Below are 18,279 nucleotides of genomic sequence, written 5' to 3' on the forward strand. Positions count from 1 at the left end.
CAATGCACCTTAATATATTGTGCGCCGCACAAAAGTCAATATTTCACCGGCGTGCGGGGCCGCCTGCACCGCCAATGGCTAAAAATCGAATAAAGAGAGCTTCAAGTCCAAAGAAAATGGTGAACGCGGCGGTTACCATAAACGGATTGGTAACGCTGCCCCGGTAGCTTGGCCGGAAGCGAGGCAGGACCCTTTGCCGCCTCCAGCGCAACGAAGAAATCCAAGGGAAGTACCAGTGCGTAAGGCGTTGTTGGGCATCGTTTCCAAATCCACCTCCCCTCTCAAAACGATCATGATCATCGCCATGGCGATGGCGTTCGTTTGCGGCGACGTTGCCTCGTCGCTGGCGGCGAGGTCGGCGGCCATCGTCATCGACGCCAAGACCGGCAAGGTGCTGTATTCGGCGGACGCCGACGGCAGGCGCTATCCGGCATCGCTGACCAAGATGATGACGCTCTATCTGACCTTCGAAGCGCTGGCGAAAGGCAAGATCAGCAGGAATTCGCAGGTTGTGTTCTCGGCCAACGCCGCGGCCGAGCCGCCGACGAAGCTCGGCGTCAAGGCAGGCGGATCGGTTACGGTCGAAACCGCGATCCTGTCGATGGTCACCAAATCGGCAAACGACTCCGCAACCGCGCTCGGCGAAATGCTCGGCGGCAACGAAGCCACCTTCGCCCGCATGATGACCGCCAAGGCGCGTGCGCTGGGCATGAACGGCACCGTGTTTCGCAACGCCAACGGCCTGCCCAATCCCGGCCAGTTCACCACCGCACGCGACATGGCGACGCTCGGCATCGCGCTGAGGGAGCATTTCCCGCAGTATTACGGCTATTTCTCGCAGCGTTCCTTTCTCTACGGGCGCCAGCGCATCAACGGCCACAACCGTCTGCTCGGACGCATCAAGGGCGTCGACGGCATCAAGACGGGCTACACCCGCGCCTCCGGCTTCAACCTCGTCTCGTCGGTTTCCGACGGCAATCGCCGCATTGTCGGCGTGGTCATGGGCGGCACCTCCGGCGGCAGCCGCGACAACCAGATGGCCACCTTGATCAACACCTATTTGCCGAGGGCATCGACCCGCGGCGGCGGCGATCTGGTCGCCAAGGCCGGCGGTAACGACCCGATCACCGCGCTTGCCAAGGTGCTCCTGCCCAAGCACGACGCGCCGACGCCGGACGACAAGCCGATGGTGGCGCAGGACGATGCCACCGTCGCCGAGGACGCTACGGTCGCGGAAGACGACACCGCGCAGGCCGAAGAGGCAGCCCCGGTCATCAAGGCCAGGAAGGTCAAGACCGTCATCGTATCGGCCCCTCGGATTGCCACGGCCCAGGTCGTCGCTGCCTATGCCGAGCCGACTGCCGAGCCGACACCGGCGGCGGTTGTCGACCCGGTCAACACGGCGTCGGTACCGTCGGGTTGGGCCATTCAGGTCGCCTCTTCGCCAAAGCAGTCCGAAGCCCAGGCCTTCCTCGACAAGGCAACCAAGCAGGCGCCCAAGGCGCTGGCCGACGCATCCGGCTTCACAGTCGCCTTCGACAAGGACGGCGTCACCTACTACCGCGCCCGCTTCGGTGGCTTTGGTTCGAAGACCGCCGCCTGGAAGGCCTGTACCGCTTTGAAGAAGAAGAACATCGAGTGCTACGCCGTCCAGCAGTAGGACGGCGTGGAAGTCATCTCCCGGAAAAATTCTGCGTCGAAGGAGACTAGTTGTGATTGGAGAGCAAGACGTCCTTGGCTTCATTAATCCGCGCCGCCAGGAAAGACGTGCCGCCGATATCGGGGTGCAGGCGCTGCATCAGGCGGCGGTGCGCCTTGCGGACATCCGCCGCGGCGGCCCCCGCTTCAAGACCAAGGACCTTGTAGGCCTCCTCCTTAGTCATGGCGCCCGAACCTGGCGCAACACCCAACCCTTCGCCACCGTTCGCCTCAGTGTTTTTGCGCCAGACGGGAAATCTGCCGTCAAGATACGTCTCTAGCAACTGCCGGCTCTCCGGATCACCGGAGAGTTCCCGGTAGAGATGCTGCAACTCTCCCAGCCCCATCGCACCCAGCATCTTGCCTTCGTGGCGGCCAGCCAGCACCAGCCCTTCGAGGCCGCCGGTAGCGTGATCGAGCTCCATTTCCAATGCCGCGGTACGCACTGTCGAACGCTTGCCCTGCACCGGTCTGGCCGTCTGGTGTTTCATTCGCACCGAACCATACCAGGCAATTGCCGCGGCCAGTATGATGCCGGCGATGCCTTCGCGCCCGACCACAAGCAAGGCGACGCCGACCAGCGCCAAGAGAACCGGCCCGAGCGTGCGCATTCCACTTGCCAGTTTTCCCGGATCGGCGCGCAGAAAGATGGTCACCGCGCCGAGAAGCACCAGAAGCAATGCAACGAATAAGATAACCGCGCCCATCAGTTCCCGCCGCCCCGCAGATGCTCGATCATCAGCCGGTCTTCCGGCCTGCCTCTGGCCTCGAGCGCCTTCAGCCCGCCGGTTGCAAACACCGCAACCGCCGAAAGCAGTCCTGCCAAGGTCGCGGCAGCCCGGCGATCAAATCGGAACCAAGCCCCTTTGGACAACCGCGCGATTTCCTTAAACGCTTTTTCTGCGCCGGAATCATGACCTTCCTGGAAAACGAAGACAGGAACGCCATGCAGGCCGAGGCTGCCGGCCTTTTCGGCCAGATCGTCGATGTTTTCTTCCATGGCATCGCCGATATAGACCAGCGCATTGACCTTGACCGTAGCCGTCTGTTTCAGAGCATGCGCCAGCACCTTGCCGATCTGGGTGTGGCCGCTGCGGCATCGGATTCGCGTCATCAGTTGCTTCAAGGCATTGGTATCGGTCACGAAAGCGGACGAACGGCACTCGCCCAGGCCGCGAAAATAGACCAGTTGGACACTGAGGCTTCCGGCCTTGCCGACGGCATCGAACATCTGGCCCTGCAGCTCACAAGCCAGATCCCAGGTCGGCTGGCGGCTCATCGTCGCGTCGAGCGAAAGGATCAGCCTGCCCGAACCCGTCGCCGACGCAGCCAGCGTCCTTGCCTGGCGAAGAAAGGCTTCGATCTCGCCGGCATTGGATTGAGGTTTGACCGGCGCAGGATTGGGCCTTGCGGGCACGGGCTGCTTCTTGTCGTTCATGAAAACAAGATGTGGCGTTGTTCCACCGCTTGCAAGCCCTGCCCAAGGCAACATCGAGGGCCAGAGGCTTGGATTCTCAGGGATCAGAGCAGACCGAGATCGGCAAGCTCGCGCCTGAGTTTCGGCGGCATCTCGATCAGCCCGGCCTTGCCCTTGCCGAGATCGAGCGGCGCGTCCGCCGGCTTCAGATAGCGCCAGCCCTGAAAGGCCCGACGCGGCTGCCAGTCGGTTCGAACAACCTCGGGGTCGAGAATCAGGTGGCAACGGCCGATGCCCTCACCGTCCGTGAACGGCCGGATCTCGGTAATCAGCTGGCGGCACTGCACATTGCCCTTGATCACCCAGTAGAGCGAACCGCCATCGGTGATTTCGGCACCGCGCGTCGGCACCATGCGGGTGGTGTGATAGTGCTCGACCGGCTCACCGGCGCGCCGCCGCTCGTCGAGACGGAAGGCGATCCACTCTTCAAGGTCCTCGACGCTGTCGCAGCCGACACACAGTTTTATGAGATTGAGAGCCATCCCTTAAGGTTTAGTCCGCCGCTCGGACGCGTCAACGGCTTGACCGACTTCTCCACAGTACCAATCCGCAAAATGACGCGCAGAGGCCGTTTCGAAATTCGCTCTGGCGAGTCATATTGTGGTGGTTTCGAGAACGGGAGCGCAGCGGACATTCGGGTCCATGAGCACCGGAAGCGCAGAAAACGCCGCCAGATGGCCGCCGGAGTGGGTTTCCAAACGGGCTCTCAGCACTCCACGACATTGACGGCGAGCCCGCCAAGACTGGTTTCCTTGTACTTTTCATTCATGTCGAGACCGGTCTGGCGCATGGTCTCGATCGCCGCATCGAGCGGCACGAAATGGATGCCATCGCCCTTGATGGCCAGCGACGCGGCCGTCACCGCCTTGACGGCGCCCAGCGCGTTGCGCTCGATGCACGGCACTTGCACCAGCCCGCCGACCGGATCGCAGGTCATGCCGAGATGGTGTTCGAGCGCGATCTCGGCGGCGTTTTCGACCTGCTCGGGCGTGCCGCCCATGACGGCGCACAGGCCGGCCGCCGCCATCGCCGACGCTGACCCGACCTCGCCCTGGCAGCCGACTTCGGCGCCCGAGATCGAGGCGTTTGTCTTGATGATGCCGCCAACCGCGGCGGCCGTCAGAAGAAAGTCGCGGATGCTCGGCTGGTCGGCCTCGGGATGGAAATGCAGCCAGTAGCGCAGCACCGCCGGCAGCGTGCCCGCCGCGCCATTGGTCGGCGCGGTGACGACCCGGCCGCCGGCGGCATTTTCTTCGTTGACCGCCATGGCGTAGATCGACAGCCAGTCATTGGCGAGTAGCGGATTGGGCTTGTTCTGCTGCCACTGTTCCTGCAGCTTGTCATGCAGCATGCGGGCGCGGCGGCGCACCTTCAGCCCGCCCGGCATGATGCCGTCCTGCGACAGGCCACGGTCGATGCAGCCCTTCATGGCGCTCCAGATGCCGTCGAGGCCGGCGTCGAGCTCCTCGCGCGACATCTGCGTCTCCTCGTTGACGCGCTTCATGTCGGCGATGGAAAGACCGCTTTTGCCGGCCATGGCCAGCATCTCGACCGCGTTCTTAAAGGGATAAGGCACTTCCTTGCCTTCTGTCGTCACCGAGCCCTTGACCTTCATCCGCTGCAGTTCTTCTTCCGAAACCACGAAGCCGCCGCCGATCGAATAGTAGATGCGCTTGAGCAACAGGCGGCCGCCGGCGTCATAAGCGTAAAACGCCATGCCGTTGGCGTGGCCGGTGAGCGGAGTTTTGCGGTCAAGCACCAGATCGGTTGCCGGATCGAAGCGATAGGTGGGATGACCGGGCGGCGAAATGCGCTTTTCGGCGGTGATGCGGCTGGCAATGGCATCGGCCTGGTCGGGATCGACCGTCTGTGGCGTCAGACCGGCAAGGCCGAGCAGGACGGCGCGATCCGAGCCATGGCCAATGCCGGTATAGGCGAGTGACCCGTGCAGGCTGGCACCAAGCCGATCAACCTTTACACCCGCCGGGCGCGGCCAGTCATTTCCCGCAACCTCGTCGAGAAACCGCGCAGCCGCGGTCATCGGGCCCATCGTGTGCGAACTCGAGGGTCCTATGCCGATCTTGAACAGGTCGAAAACCGAAAGGAACACGCGGTGCTGTCTCCTGGAGTCAGGTCGAGGACTACATATAGGAATTCCCAAGGATGTTTCCGCTCTTTTGGAGATCGCGGCGCTGCACCCGCCGACCTTGTTTGCTCCGGCAGCGACATTGGCGCCGATGGATCATCGAAGCGATTGCGCCGAATGTGATAGATTCACGAGATGGGCGATTCCCTCGATCTTTCGACGGCCGATCTCGCGGCGCTGGCTTTTTTCCTGATCGCGTGGCTGCTGCACACGCTCGCCTCCGACGGCAAGCTGGTCAGCCGTATATCGCTGACCACGGCGATGAATGCGCAGCGGCAAACCTGGATGCGGACCATGGCCGAGCGCGAGATCCGCATCGTCGACACCGCCATCATGAGCGGGTTGCAGCAAGGCACCGCCTTCTTTGCCTCCAGTTCACTGATCGCGATCGGCGGCTGCTTTGCCTTGCTCGGCGCGTCGGACCGGGTTCTTGAAGTGCTCAGTGACCTGCCCCTGGGCGGCGCCCCGTCGCGTGCGGCCTTCCAGATAAAGGTCTTCGGACTGGTGCTGATCCTGGCGTTTTCGTTCTTCAAATTCGGCTGGGCCTATCGGCTGTTCAACTATTGCACGATCCTGATCGGCGCCGTGCCGATCCCGCATGGCGAGGCCTCACGCAATCCGGTCACCGAAACGGCGGTGTGGCGTGCGGCGCAGATGAACATGCTCGCCGGAAAGCACTTCAACTCCGGCCTGCGCGGCGTGTTCTTCTCGATCGGCTATCTCGGCTGGTTCGTGGACCCCATGGTGTTCGTGCTGTCGACGCTGTTGCTGCTGGCCGTGCTGGTGCGGCGCCAGTTCTTCTCGGCGGCCAGGCAAGCGGTGATCGGTCAGCCGCCAGGAAAAGGCTGATCGATCCGGCCTGACAGCCAGTAGGCGATCAACCCGATCCATTCGCGGATGGCCGTCGTGGTGGCCTGCAGCGAATCGGCTGGATTGTCGCGGAACAGGCCGATGCCTTCCCGCCCAGAGGTGCGATAGTCGACCGGCCAGGGAACGGTCGCAAAGCCGGCCTTGTCGAACAGTGCCTTGGCCCGTGGCATATGGAAGGCAGAGGTCACCAGCAGCCAGGTCTCGCCGGCCTTCGGCGTCACCAATTCCTTGCTGAAGACGGCATTCTCATACGTGTTGCGGGATTTGTTCTCCAGGATCAGGCGATCGGCTGTCACACCAAGCGCGGTGAGCAGACGAGGCGCCGTGGCGGCGTCGCCCTCGCCGTCGAGAAACAGCTCGCCGGTGCCGCCGGAGACGATCACCTTGGCGGTGGGAAAGCGCCGGGCCAGAATTGCGGTCTCGACCATCCGATCGCCGCTGCTGTTCAGCTCATAGCCGCCGCGCACCAGGTTGATGGCGCCCTCGAAGCCACCGCCGAGCACGACGATGCCGTCGACCTTTTCCGGCAGCGGCGGACGCGCGAAGCGCTCTTCCAGCGGCTTGAGCATCATGGCGCCAAGCGACGTCCAGGCTGACAGCGCAAGGATCAGAAATGCCAGCACGCTGCCGGTGACCGCCAGCCGCCGGCGGCCGATCATCGCCGCGAACAGTCCCGCCAGTAGCAGGAAGATCGCCAGATTGAGCGGCTGGATGAAGAACCAGAAGATCTTGGAGAGGTAGAAGAACATCGCTCACCCCATTACAGCGCCGCGCGTGCTTGGACGCGCAAAGGACGCTGTAACATTTTGATTTTGCGCATGATCCTTTCCGAAAATCGATGGCGATTTTGGGGTCATGCGCTAGACGAGCGGCATCCTTACCACCACTTTTCCGGCTGAAATGTGCCGGCCGCCTGTTCGATGACGGCAGCGGTCTGGAACAGGGTTTCCTCGTCGAACGGCCGGCCGATGAGCTGCAGCCCGAGCGGCAGGCCCTTGGCGTCGAGGCCGGCGGGCACGGCGATGCCCGGCAGGCCAGCCATGTTCACCGTGACGGTGAAGATGTCGTTCAAATACATCTTGACCGGATCGGCGGCCATGTCCTCGTCGGCGATGCCGAAGGCGGCGGACGGCGTTGCCGGGGTCAGGATGACATCGACGCCGGCGGCGAAAACAGTCTCGAAGTCGCGCTTGATCAGATTGCGCACCTTCTGCGCCTGCAGGTAGTAGGCGTCGTAATAGCCGGCCGACAGCACATATGTGCCGATCATGATGCGGCGTTTGACCTCGCGGCCGAAACCGGCGGCGCGGGTCTTCTCGTACATGTCGACGATATCCTTGCCCGGCACGCGCAACCCGTAGCGGACGCCGTCATAACGCGCGAGGTTGGACGAAGCCTCGGCTGGCGCCACGATATAATAGGCCGGCAGCGCGTATTTGGTGTGCGGCAGGGAAATGTCGACGATCTCGGCGCCGGCATCCCTGAGCCAGGCAATGCCTTTCTGCCACAGCGCCTCGATCTCTTCGGGCATGCCATCGACGCGGTATTCCCTGGGAATGCCGACCTTCATGCCCTTGATCGGCTTGCCGATCACCGCCTCATAATCCGGCACGGGCCGATCGACCGACGTCGTGTCCTTCGGATCGACGGACGCCATCGACTTCAACAGGATCGCGGCATCGCGCACGTCACGGGCGATCGGCCCGGCCTGGTCGAGCGACGAGGCGAAGGCGACGATGCCCCAGCGCGAGCAGCGGCCATAGGTCGGCTTGATGCCAACGGTGCCGGTGAAGGCGGCCGGCTGGCGGATCGAGCCGCCAGTATCCGTCGCCGTGGCACCGGCACACAGGAAGGCCGAGACCGCGGTCGCCGAACCGCCGGAAGAACCGCCCGGCACCAGCTGCGCATTGTCCAGACTGCGCGCGGTCCTGGTGCCGCCGGCCGAAACGAAGCCGCCGTCACCCTGATGCGTCGTCGGCATCACCACAGTGTCGACACGCGAGCGCCGCCATGGGTTGATGACCGGCCCGTAATAAGACGTCTCGTTGGACGAGCCCATGGCGAACTCGTCCATGTTGAGCTTGCCGAGCATCACCGCCCCGTCGGCCCACAGATTGGCGGTGACGGTCGATTCGTAGCGCGGCTTGAAGCCGTCGAGCACATGGCTGCAGGCCTGGGTATGGACGCCTTCGGTCCCAAACAGGTCCTTGATGCCGAGTGGGATGCCTTCCAGCGCACCGCCCTCGCCCTTGACCAGCCTTGCGTCGGAGGCCTTGGCCATGTCGCGCGCCTTGTCGCCGGTCACCGCGACATAAGCATTGAGCGCCGGATTGGCGCGATCTATGGCCGACAGATAGGCCTCGGTGATCTCGGTTGCGGTGATCTCCTTGCCGCGCAGCTTGGCGCGGGCCTGCGAAATCGTCAGCTGGGTCAGGTCGCTCATCAAAGGCTCTTTTCGTAAAACACCGACCACTCGGAATCGGGATAATCCAGCACCGGGCCGCAGCGCGAAAACCCGGCACGTTCGTAGACAGTCCAAGCGGCGGGATGGCGATCACCCGTCTCCAGCACCAGGCGCTTCAGCCCCTCGTTACGCGCCAGCGCTTCGACCCGCGCGACGATGCTGGCGCCGATCTTGCGGCCGCGATGCGAAGGCCGCGTGTACATACGCTTGACCTCGCCGATGGCGCTGTCATGGCGCTTCAACGCACCGCAGCCAACAGCGCGACCATCCTCGCGGGCGATGAAAACGGTCGTATCCTCACCGGCCATCTGCTCGACCGTCAAATGGTAGCAGTGCTCCGGCGGCGTCAATTCGAGCAAGGCTTCGTTGAGTTCCTCGACCAGGCCGCGCACGTCGTCCTGCAGCGGCGTCTCGATGGCGATCTCGATTGCCATCGGCCCGTTACTCCATGACCTTCGGAACGAGGAAGAAATTCTCGTCGGTCGCCGGCGCGTTGGCGACGATATCGGTCGCCTTGCCGCCGTCGGTGACGACATCCTGGCGCTTCTTCATTTCCATCGGCGTCACCGAGGTCATCGGCTCGACGCCGGAAACATCGACCTCGTTCAGCTGCTCGACGAAGCCCAATATGGCGTTCAGCTCGCCAGTCATGCGTTCGGCATCTTCTTCACTCACCGCGATGCGGGCAAGATGCGCGACGCGCTTCACTGTTTGCAGATCAACGGACATGTTTTTGCCTCGGGGAAAACCAGTTCGGGCTATAGCGGCGGCGCGCGCGGTGCGCAACATGCATCGTGCGGCAGACCGGACCGTGGTGGCGGCCCGGCTCTCGGCCATCGGTCCAAGGGCAAGGTGCTGTCTACGGCAGGGCAACGCCCTCGCACAGATAGTAGCTGCCGCTGTTGCCGCTTGCCTCGCTTTCGTTATCGGTGGGCCGAACCGACACGAGATCGACCTGCTTCGGGTTCATTTGCGTCACCGAGAGGACATCGGGAAAGACATAGCCCGGTTCCTGGCAGATGGCCGTCACCGCCCAACTTGGCGAAGCCGCCGCCTTGCTGATCTGCAGAAACTCGCAATTGTATTCGACGCCTTGCAGGCCGCGCGCCGAAAGCACGATGTTGCCGGCGTCGATAAGCGTTTGCAGCGTGTCCTTCTTGGCCTGTTTGCAAAGCTCCTCGGACTGAAGATAGACGCCCTCGATGAAATCATCCGCGGCGAGCGCGGGCGACGCAGCGACAAACATGGACACGCAAAGAGATCGCCCCAACATCGTGGATTTATTCCGCTTTAGCTGTTTCTAGATCGTAATCGTCTCACCGATTTTCGGCAATGCCACCTTTACACTGGACCCTTCCAGGCCGGCCTCGAACTTGTCGGGCGTCGGATCGATCATCGGAAACGTGCCGAAGTGACAGGGAATCACGGTCTCGAACTTGAAGAAACGTCGGCAAGCAAGTGCCGCCACCGCACCGCCCATGGTGAAACGGTCGCCGATCGGCACGATGCCGATCTTGGGTTCATGCAACTCGTTGATCAGCGCCATATCGGAAAAGATGTCGGTGTCGCCCATGTGGTAGAGCGTTTTGTCTTCCGGGAAGTGCAGGACGAGACCACCGGGATTGCCGAGATAGACATTCTTGCCACCCTCTTCGCCAAACGAGGAGGAATGCAGCGCCTGGACGAACGTGGTGGTGAAGCTGCCGCAATCGACGGTGCCGCCGATGTTGCCGGGATTGATCTTCTTGTCGCTGACGCCTTTGCCGACCAGATACATGCAGATCTCGAAATTCGCGACCAGTTGGGCGCCGCTTTTGCCAAGCACTTCCAGCGCGCCGCTGATGTGGTCGCTGTGTCCATGCGTCAGCAGCACATGCGTGATGCCCTCGGCCGGTCCTTCCCAGCCGCCCGTCCAGGACGGATTGCCGATCAGGTAGGGATCGATGAGTATCTTGGCGTCAGCCGTATCAATGCGAAAGGCCGAGTGGCCATACCAGGTCAGTTTCATGAATGCATTCCTCGATTTTTGGCTTGCCAGAGGATAGAACGCCGATAGACCGGAGATCAAAGGGTTACTGTGCCCGTTGTGCGTTTGAGAGAACACAACGCGGTGAAAGACGAAGGACGGCCGGTGGGCATTATCACGATCGAGGAATTGCCGGCGCGGCTAACCGGAGGCAAGACGCTGGCCGGGCTTGACCTCGGCGACAAGACGATCGGCGTCGCGGTCTCGGACCAGAGGTTTTCCTTCGCCCATCCGCGCCCGGTCATCATGCGAAAGAAATTCTCGCTCGATGCGGCGGTGCTGCTCGCCTTGCTGCAAAAGGAGAATGCCGGCGCGGTGGTGATTGGGCTGCCGATCAACATGGACGGTTCGGAAGGGCCGCGCGCGCAGAAATCGCGCGCCTTCGTCCGCAACATGGCGCAGATGAGCGACCTGCCCTTCGTGTTCTGGGACGAAAGGCTATCGACGGTAGCGGCCGAAAGGACGCTGATCGAGATGGACTTCTCGCGCCGCAAACGCGCCGGCAAGATCGATTCGGCGGCAGCCGCGTTTATTCTGCAGGGAGTTTTGGACCGGCTTCAGTCGCTCCACGCATCCGGTCGAACGGACCCGGACCCGCCCAGCGCTGTTTGACCCAACTGGCGATTTCGCGGCGGCGGCGGAATGCCCAAAGCGCCATCAGCAGCAACCCGTCGAAGACGCACGTCTTCGCCACCATACCGGGGATGATCGCCGGGTCGGTGCCGAGCATCTGGCCATAGAACTGAAAGAAGAAGTCGTGCATCTGTCGGCTGAGCATCGTGTAGCCGAAATTGATGTCATTGGCCGACAGATAGAACCAGCCCCAGAATATCGCCATGGGGGCCGCCCAGAATGCGAAGATGTAACGCATCAGCGCTCTCCCTCGAGATTAGAGCCTGTTCGGCCCGATATGAGCGAAAGCAGCGAATTGTGGGCCGCGGCCTTTGCCATGCCGTGCGCGACGGCGCGGATCTCGCCCTCGCCCGAAGCTGCCGCAACCACGGAGCGCCGCTCGGCAAGCATGGCGACATAGGACGCCAGAAGTGCTGCCAACTGCACGGCGACAGCCATGAACATCCCGTTGATGCCTTGCGCGGCGCCACCGATGACGATCAGAGACAACACGCCGGATGCGCAGATGAAGGCGATACGGGCAACGCTGTCGACGCCCTGGCTGGTCGCGTCGTTGATCAGGGCTTCGACAAAGGCCCAGAAAAACAGCACGGAGACGACAAGCAATGCTGTCGCGAGCGGCGCCACGACGACGAATTTGTCGAGCTCGATGAAGCGGCTGTCCTCGATTGTAGCTCCCAACACGCCGAGAGCCGTCGCCACACCACGGCTTCCGTCGATGCAGATGAGCGCGAGCAGGGCGAAAACGATCGCCCAGTGCAAGGCCAGAAAAGATGTCAGTACGTGTCGCATCGCCGTTCCCGCTTCGCAAAGCAAGAGGCGGCCAATTTGAACCATTCCCTGCTTTCGCCGGGACAGTGGGCCTTGCCGCTCGCCATCGCAACGGAAACCATTTGTTAAGGTTAACGGCGATTAGCCATACACATGGGGATGCTCGCCGACGCATCAATCGCCGGTTTTTGCGATGCTCGCGGCTCAATTCACCGGCGGATAGAGCGTGTCGATGATCATGCGCGCATCGTGGCGCGCATCGAGCATGCCATAGGTGTTGCGCCATTGGCCGGCCAAACGCGTCTCCACGAAAGCATCTGCGATCCGCCCTGCCCCCAGCCGGCGCAACTCAGCCGCTGCCGCCGAAAGCGCCAGTTGTTCGGTGAGCAGACGGGCCGAGCCCTCATCGGTTGACGCGACCTGCATCGCCGCCTTCAGCACGCCGATCGTGCCGCGTCCCCCAGCGCCGAGATCGCGGTCGATGCCGGCCAACACATCCTCGAACAGGCCAGGCGCGCGGCCAAGCACGCGCAGCACGTCGAGCGCCATGACATTGCCCGAGCCTTCCCAGATCGCGTTGACTGGGGCTTCGCGATAGTAGCGGGCGAGCGGCGCCTCCTCGACATAGCCATTGCCGCCGAGACATTCGATCGCTTCGTAAAGCAGCGGTGGCGCGATCTTGCAGACCCAGTATTTGACGACCGGCGTCATGGCGCGGGCGAACGCCGCCTCGCCGCGATCGCTCGCCGCCTCGTCGAAGGACCGCGCCAGCCGGAACGACAGCGCGGTGGCTGCCGCCACATCGAGCGCCATGTCCGCAAGCACGCGCTGCATGAGCGGCTGCTCGATCAAGGTCGAGCCGAACACCTGGCGGTGACGGGCGTGATGAACGGCCTCGGCCAGACCCGCGCGCATGATCGCCGACGATGCGATGGCACAATCGAGCCGGGTCAGGGTGACCATGTCCATGATCGTCTTCACGCCGGCACCCGGTTCGCCGACCATCTCGCCGATGGCGTTGACGAATTCCACTTCGGAAGACGCGTTGGAGCGGTTGCCGAGCTTGTCCTTCAGCCGCTGAAAACGGAAGCCGTTGCCCGACCCGTCGCCGAGAACGCGCGGCACCAGAAAGCACGACAATCCCTCCGGCGCCTGCGCCAGCACCAAGAACGCGTCAGACATCGGCGCCGACATGAACCATTTGTGCCCGGTCAGGCGATAAAACCCGCTGCCGGCGCGCTCGGCCCTCGTCACATTGGCGCGCACATCGGTGCCGCCCTGTTTCTCGGTCATGCCCATGCCGAGCGTCAGCCCGGTCTTCTCGACCGGCGGCCTTTGGCTGTGGTCGTATTTGCGCGTCGTCACGCGCGGCGCCCATTCGCGAAACAGTTTTGGGCTGGCCATCAAGGCCGCCAGCGAAGCGTTGGTCATCGTGATAGGGCAGAGATGCCCGGTCTCGAGCTCCGCCGTCAGGTAAAACCGGGCGGCGCGGACCTGATGTCGGCGGCCGATCTCGGCGTCGCCGTTTTCCCAGACCGAGGAATGCAGCCCGTTGGCCACTGAGCGGCGCATCAAGGCGTGATAGGCGGGATGGAACTCGACCACATCGATGCGCCGCCCCTGGCGATCATGCGTCCTGAGCTTCGGCGTCTCGACATTGGCGAGCCGCGCCAGTTCCTGCGCCTCTTGCGTCAGCACGAAACGGCCGAGCCCGTCGAGATCCTTGCGCACCGGATCGGAAAAACGCTCCGCGAGCTGGATCAGCAACGGATCGCCCCGCCAGGCGTTGCCGCCCGTCAGCGGCGGCGGCTGGTTCGTCACGTCGTCGGTCACGCCCAATCCTTCTATCGGCAGAAAGGCCCTTGTCGTCAGAAAGCCACGAATCCGAGGCCGTCGGCTAGGTATAGCCAAGCGTTGCCGCCCGCGCGATGAAAATACCGGGGAGAACGGCTCCAATCCAAAGCTGGCGCTTGCAGCCGCAAAATCTCCACCCTATAGCAGCGCCTTGAGATGACCGACGCTTCGTCCCTGCCACTCTACCCTCACCGCCATCTTTTGGGCATCCGCGATCTTTCCCCCGCCGACATCGAGCTATTGCTCGACCGGGCGGACCGCGCGGTCGCGATCTCGCGGCAGTCCGAGAAGAAAACCTCGACGCTGCGCGGCCGCACACAGATCAACCTGTTCTATGAGGCGTCGACACGTACGCAGTCGTCGTTCGAGTTGGCTGGAAAGCGGCTCGGCGCCGATGTCATGAACATGTCGGTGGCGAGTTCCTCGGTGAAGAAGGGCGAAACGCTCATCGACACCGCGATGACGCTGAACGCCATGCGGCCCGACATCCTGATCATCCGCCACCAGTCGGCCGGCGCCGCCGCCCTTCTGGCGCAGAAGGTCGGCTGCTCCGTCGTCAATGCCGGCGACGGCGCCCATGAACACCCGACACAGGCGCTGCTCGACGCTCTGACCATCCGCCGCGCCAAGGGCCCGCTGTCGAAGCTGATCGTGGCGATCTGCGGCGATATCCTGCACTCGCGCGTGGCGCGCTCGAACATCATGCTGCTCAATGCGCTCGGCGCCCAGGTGCGCGTCGTCGCACCGTCGACGCTGCTGCCCGCCGGCATCGAGAAGATGGGCGTCATCGTCACCCGCTCGATGGCCGAGGGCCTCAAGGGCGCCGACGTGGTGATGATGCTGCGCCTGCAGCGCGAGCGCATGGAAGGCGCCTTCGTGCCTTCGGTGCGCGAATACTTCCGCTATTTCGGCCTCGATGCGGAGAAACTGAAGGCCGCCAAGGACGACGCGCTGGTGATGCATCCCGGGCCGATGAACCGCGGCGTCGAGATCGCCTCGGAAATCGCCGACGGTCCGCAGAGCGTCATTCAGGAACAGGTCGAGATGGGCGTTGCTTTGCGTATGGCCGTGATGGAAGCCCTGCTCGACCCCCGTCGCGATCAAGAGGGCCGCAATCAAGAGGGTCGCAATCAAGAGGGCCGCGGCGCATGATCACAACGGTCTTCGAGCGCGCCCGCATCGTCGACCCGTCGCGCGGTCTCGACGATGTCGGCACCGTCATCGTCGAGGGCCGCAAGATTGTTGCCGCCGGCAAGGCGGTGCTTAACCAGGGAGCGCCCGAGGGCGCTATCGTCATCGACTGCGCCGGCAAGGCGATCATTCCGGGCCTGATCGACGGCCGCGTCTTCATCGGCGAACCGGGCGGCGAGCATCGCGAAACCATTGCGTCGGCAAGTGTCGCGGCGGCAGCCGGCGGCGTCACCTCGATCGTCATGATGCCCGATACCGATCCGGTGATCGACAATGTGGCGCTGGTCGAGTTCGTGCTGCGCACCGCCAAGGACACGGCAAGCGTCAACGTCTTTCCGGCGGCGGCAATCACCAAGGGCCTCGACGGGCGCGAAATGACGGAATTCGGCCTGCTGCGCGAAGCCGGCGCCGTCGCCTTCACCGATGGCCGTCACACCATATCGAGCGCGCTGGTGATGCGCCGTGCGCTGACCTATGCACGCGACTTCGGCGCCACCATCGTGCATGAAACCCAGGACGCCGACCTCGGTTCGTCCGGCGTGATGAACGAAGGCCTCTACGCAAGCTGGCTCGGCCTGTCCGGCATTCCGCGCGAAGCCGAATCCATCCCGCTGGAGCGCGACCTTGCGCTGGCGCGGTTGACACGCGGTTCGTACCACGCGGCAAAGATCTCGACGGCGATGGCGGCAAACGCCGTGACGCGTGCGAAAGCCGACGGTGCGGCCGTGACGTCAGGCATCGCGATCCACAATCTGTCGCTGAATGAAAACGATGTCGGCGAATACCGCACCTTCTTTCGCCTCACACCGCCTTTGCGCGCCGAGGAAGACCGGCTGGCGGTGATCGAGGCGCTCAGGGACGGCACGATCGACATCATCGTCTCCTCGCACGACCCGCAGGACGTCGACACCAAGCGCTTGCCTTTCGCCGATGCGGCGGCCGGCGCCATCGGGTTGGAGACGCTTCTCGGTGCGTCATTGCGGCTCTACCACAATGGCGACGTGCCGTTGCTCCGGCTGATCGAAACCTTGTCCACCGCTCCGGCGAGATTGTTCGGACTGCCCGGCGGCACGCTGAAACCGGGCGCAGTCGCCGATCTTGCGCTTGTCGATCTCGACGAACCCTGGATCGTCAGCGAGAGCGGCATTCGTTCGCGCTCGAAGAACACCTGTTTCGAAGGCGCGCGCATGCAAGGCAGGGTCTTGCAAACGGTGGTGGCGGGCCGCACAGTGTTCTCGTTCTGAGCTGGCCACCGCGCACCGCGCCTGATCCAGACAAACTGGAGGAAATGCGGGGGAAACAATGACTTACAGCCTGATCTTGGCGTTGGTTTTCGGCTATCTGCTTGGTTCGATTCCTTTCGGACTGCTGCTTACCCGCGCGGCCGGCCTCGGCGATGTGCGCAAGATCGGCTCGGGCAACATCGGCGCCACCAATGTTCTGCGCACCGGCAACAAGGGCCTTGCCGCCGCAACGCTGCTGCTCGATGCGCTGAAGGGCACGGCCGCCGTGCTGATATCGGGCCATTTTTCGCCTGAACTGGCGATCTGGGCAGGCCTTGGCGCCTTTCTCGGCCATCTCTTCCCGGTATGGCTGGGCTTCAAGGGCGGCAAGGGCGTCGCCACCTATCTCGGCGTGCTGATCGGCCTTGCCTGGCAGGCGGCGCTGATCTTCGCCGTCGTCTGGCTGATGATGGCATTCCTGTTCCGTTATTCCTCGCTGGCGGCGTTGACGGCGGCGGTCATCGTGCCGATCGCCCTCTATCTCCTGAGCACCCCGCCGATTGCCGGGCTGTTCGTTGTGATGAGCATCATCGTTTTCATCAAGCACCGCGAAAACATTTCACGCCTGCTTGCCGGCACCGAGGGCAAGATCGGAGCCAAGGAGTGAGCGATCGCGCCACCGCGGTGAGCGAGCCGGCTGCCGGGCCGCGCCTCAGCGACCGGCAGCGGCTGAGCTGGCTGCGGCTGATCCGCACCCAGAATGTAGGCCCCGCCTCTTTTCGCGACCTGATCAACCGCTTCGGTTCGGCCGAAGTGGCGCTCGAAATACTGCCGGAGCTGATGATTTCAGGCGGCGCCCGCCGGATCGCCCGCATCCCTACCATTGCCGAAGCCGAGGCCGAATTGGAAACGGCCAGAAAGGCTGGCGCGCGCTTTGTCGGCATCGGTGAAACAGACTATCCGCCGCTTTTGCGCAACATGGATCATCCGCCGCCGCTGTTGGCGGTCAAGGGGAATGCCGCCGTGTTCCGGCTGCCGGGGGTTGCCATCGTGGGCGCCCGCAACGCATCGCTGGCCGGCATCAAGATGGCACGCATGCTGGCGGCGGAACTCGGCCGCGACGGTTACGCAATCGTCTCCGGCCTGGCGCGTGGCATCGACACGGCGGCGCATCAGGGCAGTCTGGCGACCGGCACGATCGGCGTGCTAGCCGGAGGCCTCGACCTGCCCTACCCGCCCGAAAATGCCGGCCTGTGCGACGAGATTATCGAGCGCGGCGCCGTCATATCGGAAATGCCGTTCGGCTGGCAGCCGCGCGCCCAGGATTTCCCGCGCCGCAACCGCCTTGTCGCGGGCGCGGCCCTTGGACTGGTGGTTGTCGAGGCGGCGCAACGTTCGGGATCATTGATCAGCGCCAGGCTCGCCGGCGAAATGGGCCGGCTGGTTTTCGCCGTACCCGGCTCCCCGCTCGATCCACGTGCCGCCGGCACCAATGGCCTGCTCAAGGATGGCGCCACGCTGGTCAGCGAGGCATCGGACATTTCCAGGGCGATCGCCCCGCTGACCGGCATGCGGGCGCCCGATGTGCCGCCGTTCGAAGAGCCGCCCGACTTCTCGGTCACACCGCCGCCCGGCGAAAGCGACCGCGCCCGCGTCATCGAGGCGCTCGGCCCGACGCCCGTGCCGATCGACGAGATCATCCGCCACACCGGCCTGCACCCGGCCCAGGTGTTCATGGTGCTGCTGGAGCTCGACCTCGCCGGCCGGCTCGAACGCCACGCCGGCGGACATGTCTCGCTGGTGTTCGGGGATTCTTCAGCCTGACCTGAGAACACCTGATCTGAGACATATGAACTGAGAATGGGTGACGTCTTGCTCCGGAGCGACGCTGTTCGCATTCTGGAAGCGACGGATGTCGATGTCGCG

The 18,279-nt window shown here is 63.5% G+C and carries 20 protein-coding genes; 7 read left to right on the forward strand and 13 right to left on the reverse strand.

All coding sequences use genetic code 11. The features are described from left to right. Window positions 1-235: 235 nt before the first annotated feature. Complete coding sequence (locus tag NKH03_RS15365; RefSeq protein ID WP_352969027.1) at window positions 236-1,660, forward strand: SPOR domain-containing protein; 1,425 nt, start codon at window positions 236-238, stop codon at window positions 1,658-1,660. 46 nt (window positions 1,661-1,706) lie between these two features. Here NKH03_RS15365 and NKH03_RS15370 read toward each other — a convergent pair whose 3' ends face one another. From NKH03_RS15370 to NKH03_RS15385, 4 genes are all read right to left on the reverse strand, one after another. After that, window positions 1,707-2,405, reverse strand: coding sequence for a DnaJ domain-containing protein (locus NKH03_RS15370; protein WP_352871834.1), 699 nt, complete (start codon window positions 2,403-2,405; stop codon window positions 1,707-1,709). Further along, on the reverse strand, window positions 2,405-3,136 hold the full coding sequence (locus tag NKH03_RS15375; RefSeq protein ID WP_352969028.1) for a vWA domain-containing protein: 732 nt from the start codon (window positions 3,134-3,136) through the stop codon (window positions 2,405-2,407). Before NKH03_RS15375 ends, NKH03_RS15370 begins: the two co-directional genes overlap by 1 nt. A gap of 83 nt (window positions 3,137-3,219) precedes the next feature. Continuing rightward, a complete protein-coding gene (locus NKH03_RS15380) occupies window positions 3,220-3,657 on the reverse strand; it encodes a DUF1489 family protein (RefSeq protein ID WP_352969029.1) in 438 nt (145 codons plus the stop codon). 224 nt (window positions 3,658-3,881) lie between these two features. Continuing rightward, the gene (locus NKH03_RS15385) at window positions 3,882-5,285 is read right to left on the reverse strand and encodes an L-serine ammonia-lyase (protein ID WP_352969030.1); all 1,404 of its coding nucleotides are present in this window, start codon (window positions 5,283-5,285) and stop codon (window positions 3,882-3,884) included. A gap of 171 nt (window positions 5,286-5,456) precedes the next feature. Here NKH03_RS15385 and NKH03_RS15390 point away from each other — a divergent pair, with 171 nt between their 5' ends. Further along, window positions 5,457-6,170, forward strand: a complete 714-nt coding sequence (locus tag NKH03_RS15390; protein WP_352871826.1) for a DUF599 domain-containing protein — start codon at window positions 5,457-5,459, stop codon at window positions 6,168-6,170. On the opposite strand, the gene NKH03_RS15395 is transcribed toward NKH03_RS15390, so the two are convergent. From NKH03_RS15395 to NKH03_RS15420, 6 genes are all read right to left on the reverse strand, one after another. Next, the gene (locus NKH03_RS15395; RefSeq protein WP_352969031.1) at window positions 6,149-6,940 is read right to left on the reverse strand and encodes a YdcF family protein; all 792 of its coding nucleotides are present in this window, start codon (window positions 6,938-6,940) and stop codon (window positions 6,149-6,151) included. The genes NKH03_RS15390 and NKH03_RS15395 overlap by 22 nt on opposite strands. A gap of 128 nt (window positions 6,941-7,068) precedes the next feature. Continuing rightward, on the reverse strand, window positions 7,069-8,634 hold the full coding sequence (locus NKH03_RS15400; protein WP_352969033.1) for an amidase: 1,566 nt from the start codon (window positions 8,632-8,634) through the stop codon (window positions 7,069-7,071). Further along, window positions 8,634-9,089 (reverse strand): GNAT family N-acetyltransferase, encoded by a 456-nt coding sequence (locus NKH03_RS15405; protein WP_352877663.1) that lies wholly within the window; start codon window positions 9,087-9,089, stop codon window positions 8,634-8,636. The genes NKH03_RS15400 and NKH03_RS15405 overlap by 1 nt, the downstream gene beginning before the upstream one ends. A gap of 7 nt (window positions 9,090-9,096) precedes the next feature. Continuing rightward, the gene (gene gatC / locus NKH03_RS15410; RefSeq protein ID WP_352877665.1) at window positions 9,097-9,384 is read right to left on the reverse strand and encodes an Asp-tRNA(Asn)/Glu-tRNA(Gln) amidotransferase subunit GatC; all 288 of its coding nucleotides are present in this window, start codon (window positions 9,382-9,384) and stop codon (window positions 9,097-9,099) included. A gap of 130 nt (window positions 9,385-9,514) precedes the next feature. Beyond that, a complete protein-coding gene (locus NKH03_RS15415; RefSeq protein ID WP_352877838.1) occupies window positions 9,515-9,901 on the reverse strand; it encodes a hypothetical protein in 387 nt (128 codons plus the stop codon). 54 nt (window positions 9,902-9,955) lie between these two features. Continuing rightward, window positions 9,956-10,663, reverse strand: a complete 708-nt coding sequence (locus tag NKH03_RS15420) for a metal-dependent hydrolase (protein WP_352969035.1) — start codon at window positions 10,661-10,663, stop codon at window positions 9,956-9,958. Window positions 10,664-10,786: 123 nt separating this feature from the next. On the opposite strand from NKH03_RS15420, the gene ruvX reads away from it, so the two are divergent. Then, window positions 10,787-11,293, forward strand: a complete 507-nt coding sequence (gene ruvX, locus NKH03_RS15425; protein ID WP_352969036.1) for a Holliday junction resolvase RuvX — start codon at window positions 10,787-10,789, stop codon at window positions 11,291-11,293. On the opposite strand, the gene NKH03_RS15430 is transcribed toward ruvX, so the two are convergent. The 3 genes from NKH03_RS15430 to NKH03_RS15440 all read right to left on the reverse strand — a co-directional run bounded on the left by NKH03_RS15430 (window position 11,211) and on the right by NKH03_RS15440 (window position 13,918). Then, window positions 11,211-11,552 (reverse strand): DUF6105 family protein, encoded by a 342-nt coding sequence (locus NKH03_RS15430; protein WP_352969037.1) that lies wholly within the window; start codon window positions 11,550-11,552, stop codon window positions 11,211-11,213. The genes ruvX and NKH03_RS15430 overlap by 83 nt on opposite strands. Continuing rightward, window positions 11,552-12,106: a hypothetical protein gene (locus NKH03_RS15435; RefSeq protein WP_352969038.1), complete on the reverse strand. Its 555-nt coding sequence runs from the start codon at window positions 12,104-12,106 to the stop codon at window positions 11,552-11,554. The genes NKH03_RS15430 and NKH03_RS15435 overlap by 1 nt, the downstream gene beginning before the upstream one ends. A 183-nt stretch (window positions 12,107-12,289) precedes the next feature. Then, entirely contained in the window at window positions 12,290-13,918 is a 1,629-nt protein-coding gene (locus NKH03_RS15440; RefSeq protein WP_352969039.1) for a DNA alkylation response protein, read from the reverse strand. Between the two features lie 177 nt (window positions 13,919-14,095). On the opposite strand from NKH03_RS15440, the gene NKH03_RS15445 reads away from it, so the two are divergent. From NKH03_RS15445 to dprA, 4 genes are read left to right on the forward strand one after another with little or no spacing between them, the layout of a single operon-like run. Continuing rightward, the gene (locus NKH03_RS15445) at window positions 14,096-15,091 is read left to right on the forward strand and encodes an aspartate carbamoyltransferase catalytic subunit (protein ID WP_352969040.1); all 996 of its coding nucleotides are present in this window, start codon (window positions 14,096-14,098) and stop codon (window positions 15,089-15,091) included. After that, entirely contained in the window at window positions 15,088-16,374 is a 1,287-nt protein-coding gene (locus NKH03_RS15450; protein WP_352969041.1) for a dihydroorotase, read from the forward strand. The genes NKH03_RS15445 and NKH03_RS15450 overlap by 4 nt, the downstream gene beginning before the upstream one ends. Before the next feature lie 58 nt (window positions 16,375-16,432). Further along, the gene (plsY, locus tag NKH03_RS15455) at window positions 16,433-17,020 is read left to right on the forward strand and encodes a glycerol-3-phosphate 1-O-acyltransferase PlsY (RefSeq protein WP_352969042.1); all 588 of its coding nucleotides are present in this window, start codon (window positions 16,433-16,435) and stop codon (window positions 17,018-17,020) included. Between the two features lie 17 nt (window positions 17,021-17,037). Next, a complete protein-coding gene (gene dprA, locus NKH03_RS15460) occupies window positions 17,038-18,177 on the forward strand; it encodes a DNA-processing protein DprA (RefSeq protein ID WP_352969082.1) in 1,140 nt (379 codons plus the stop codon). Window positions 18,178-18,279 lie beyond the last annotated feature (102 nt).

The sequence above is a fragment of the Mesorhizobium sp. M1406 genome (genome assembly GCF_040317555.1).
Classification (GTDB): Bacteria; Pseudomonadota; Alphaproteobacteria; order Rhizobiales; family Rhizobiaceae; genus Mesorhizobium.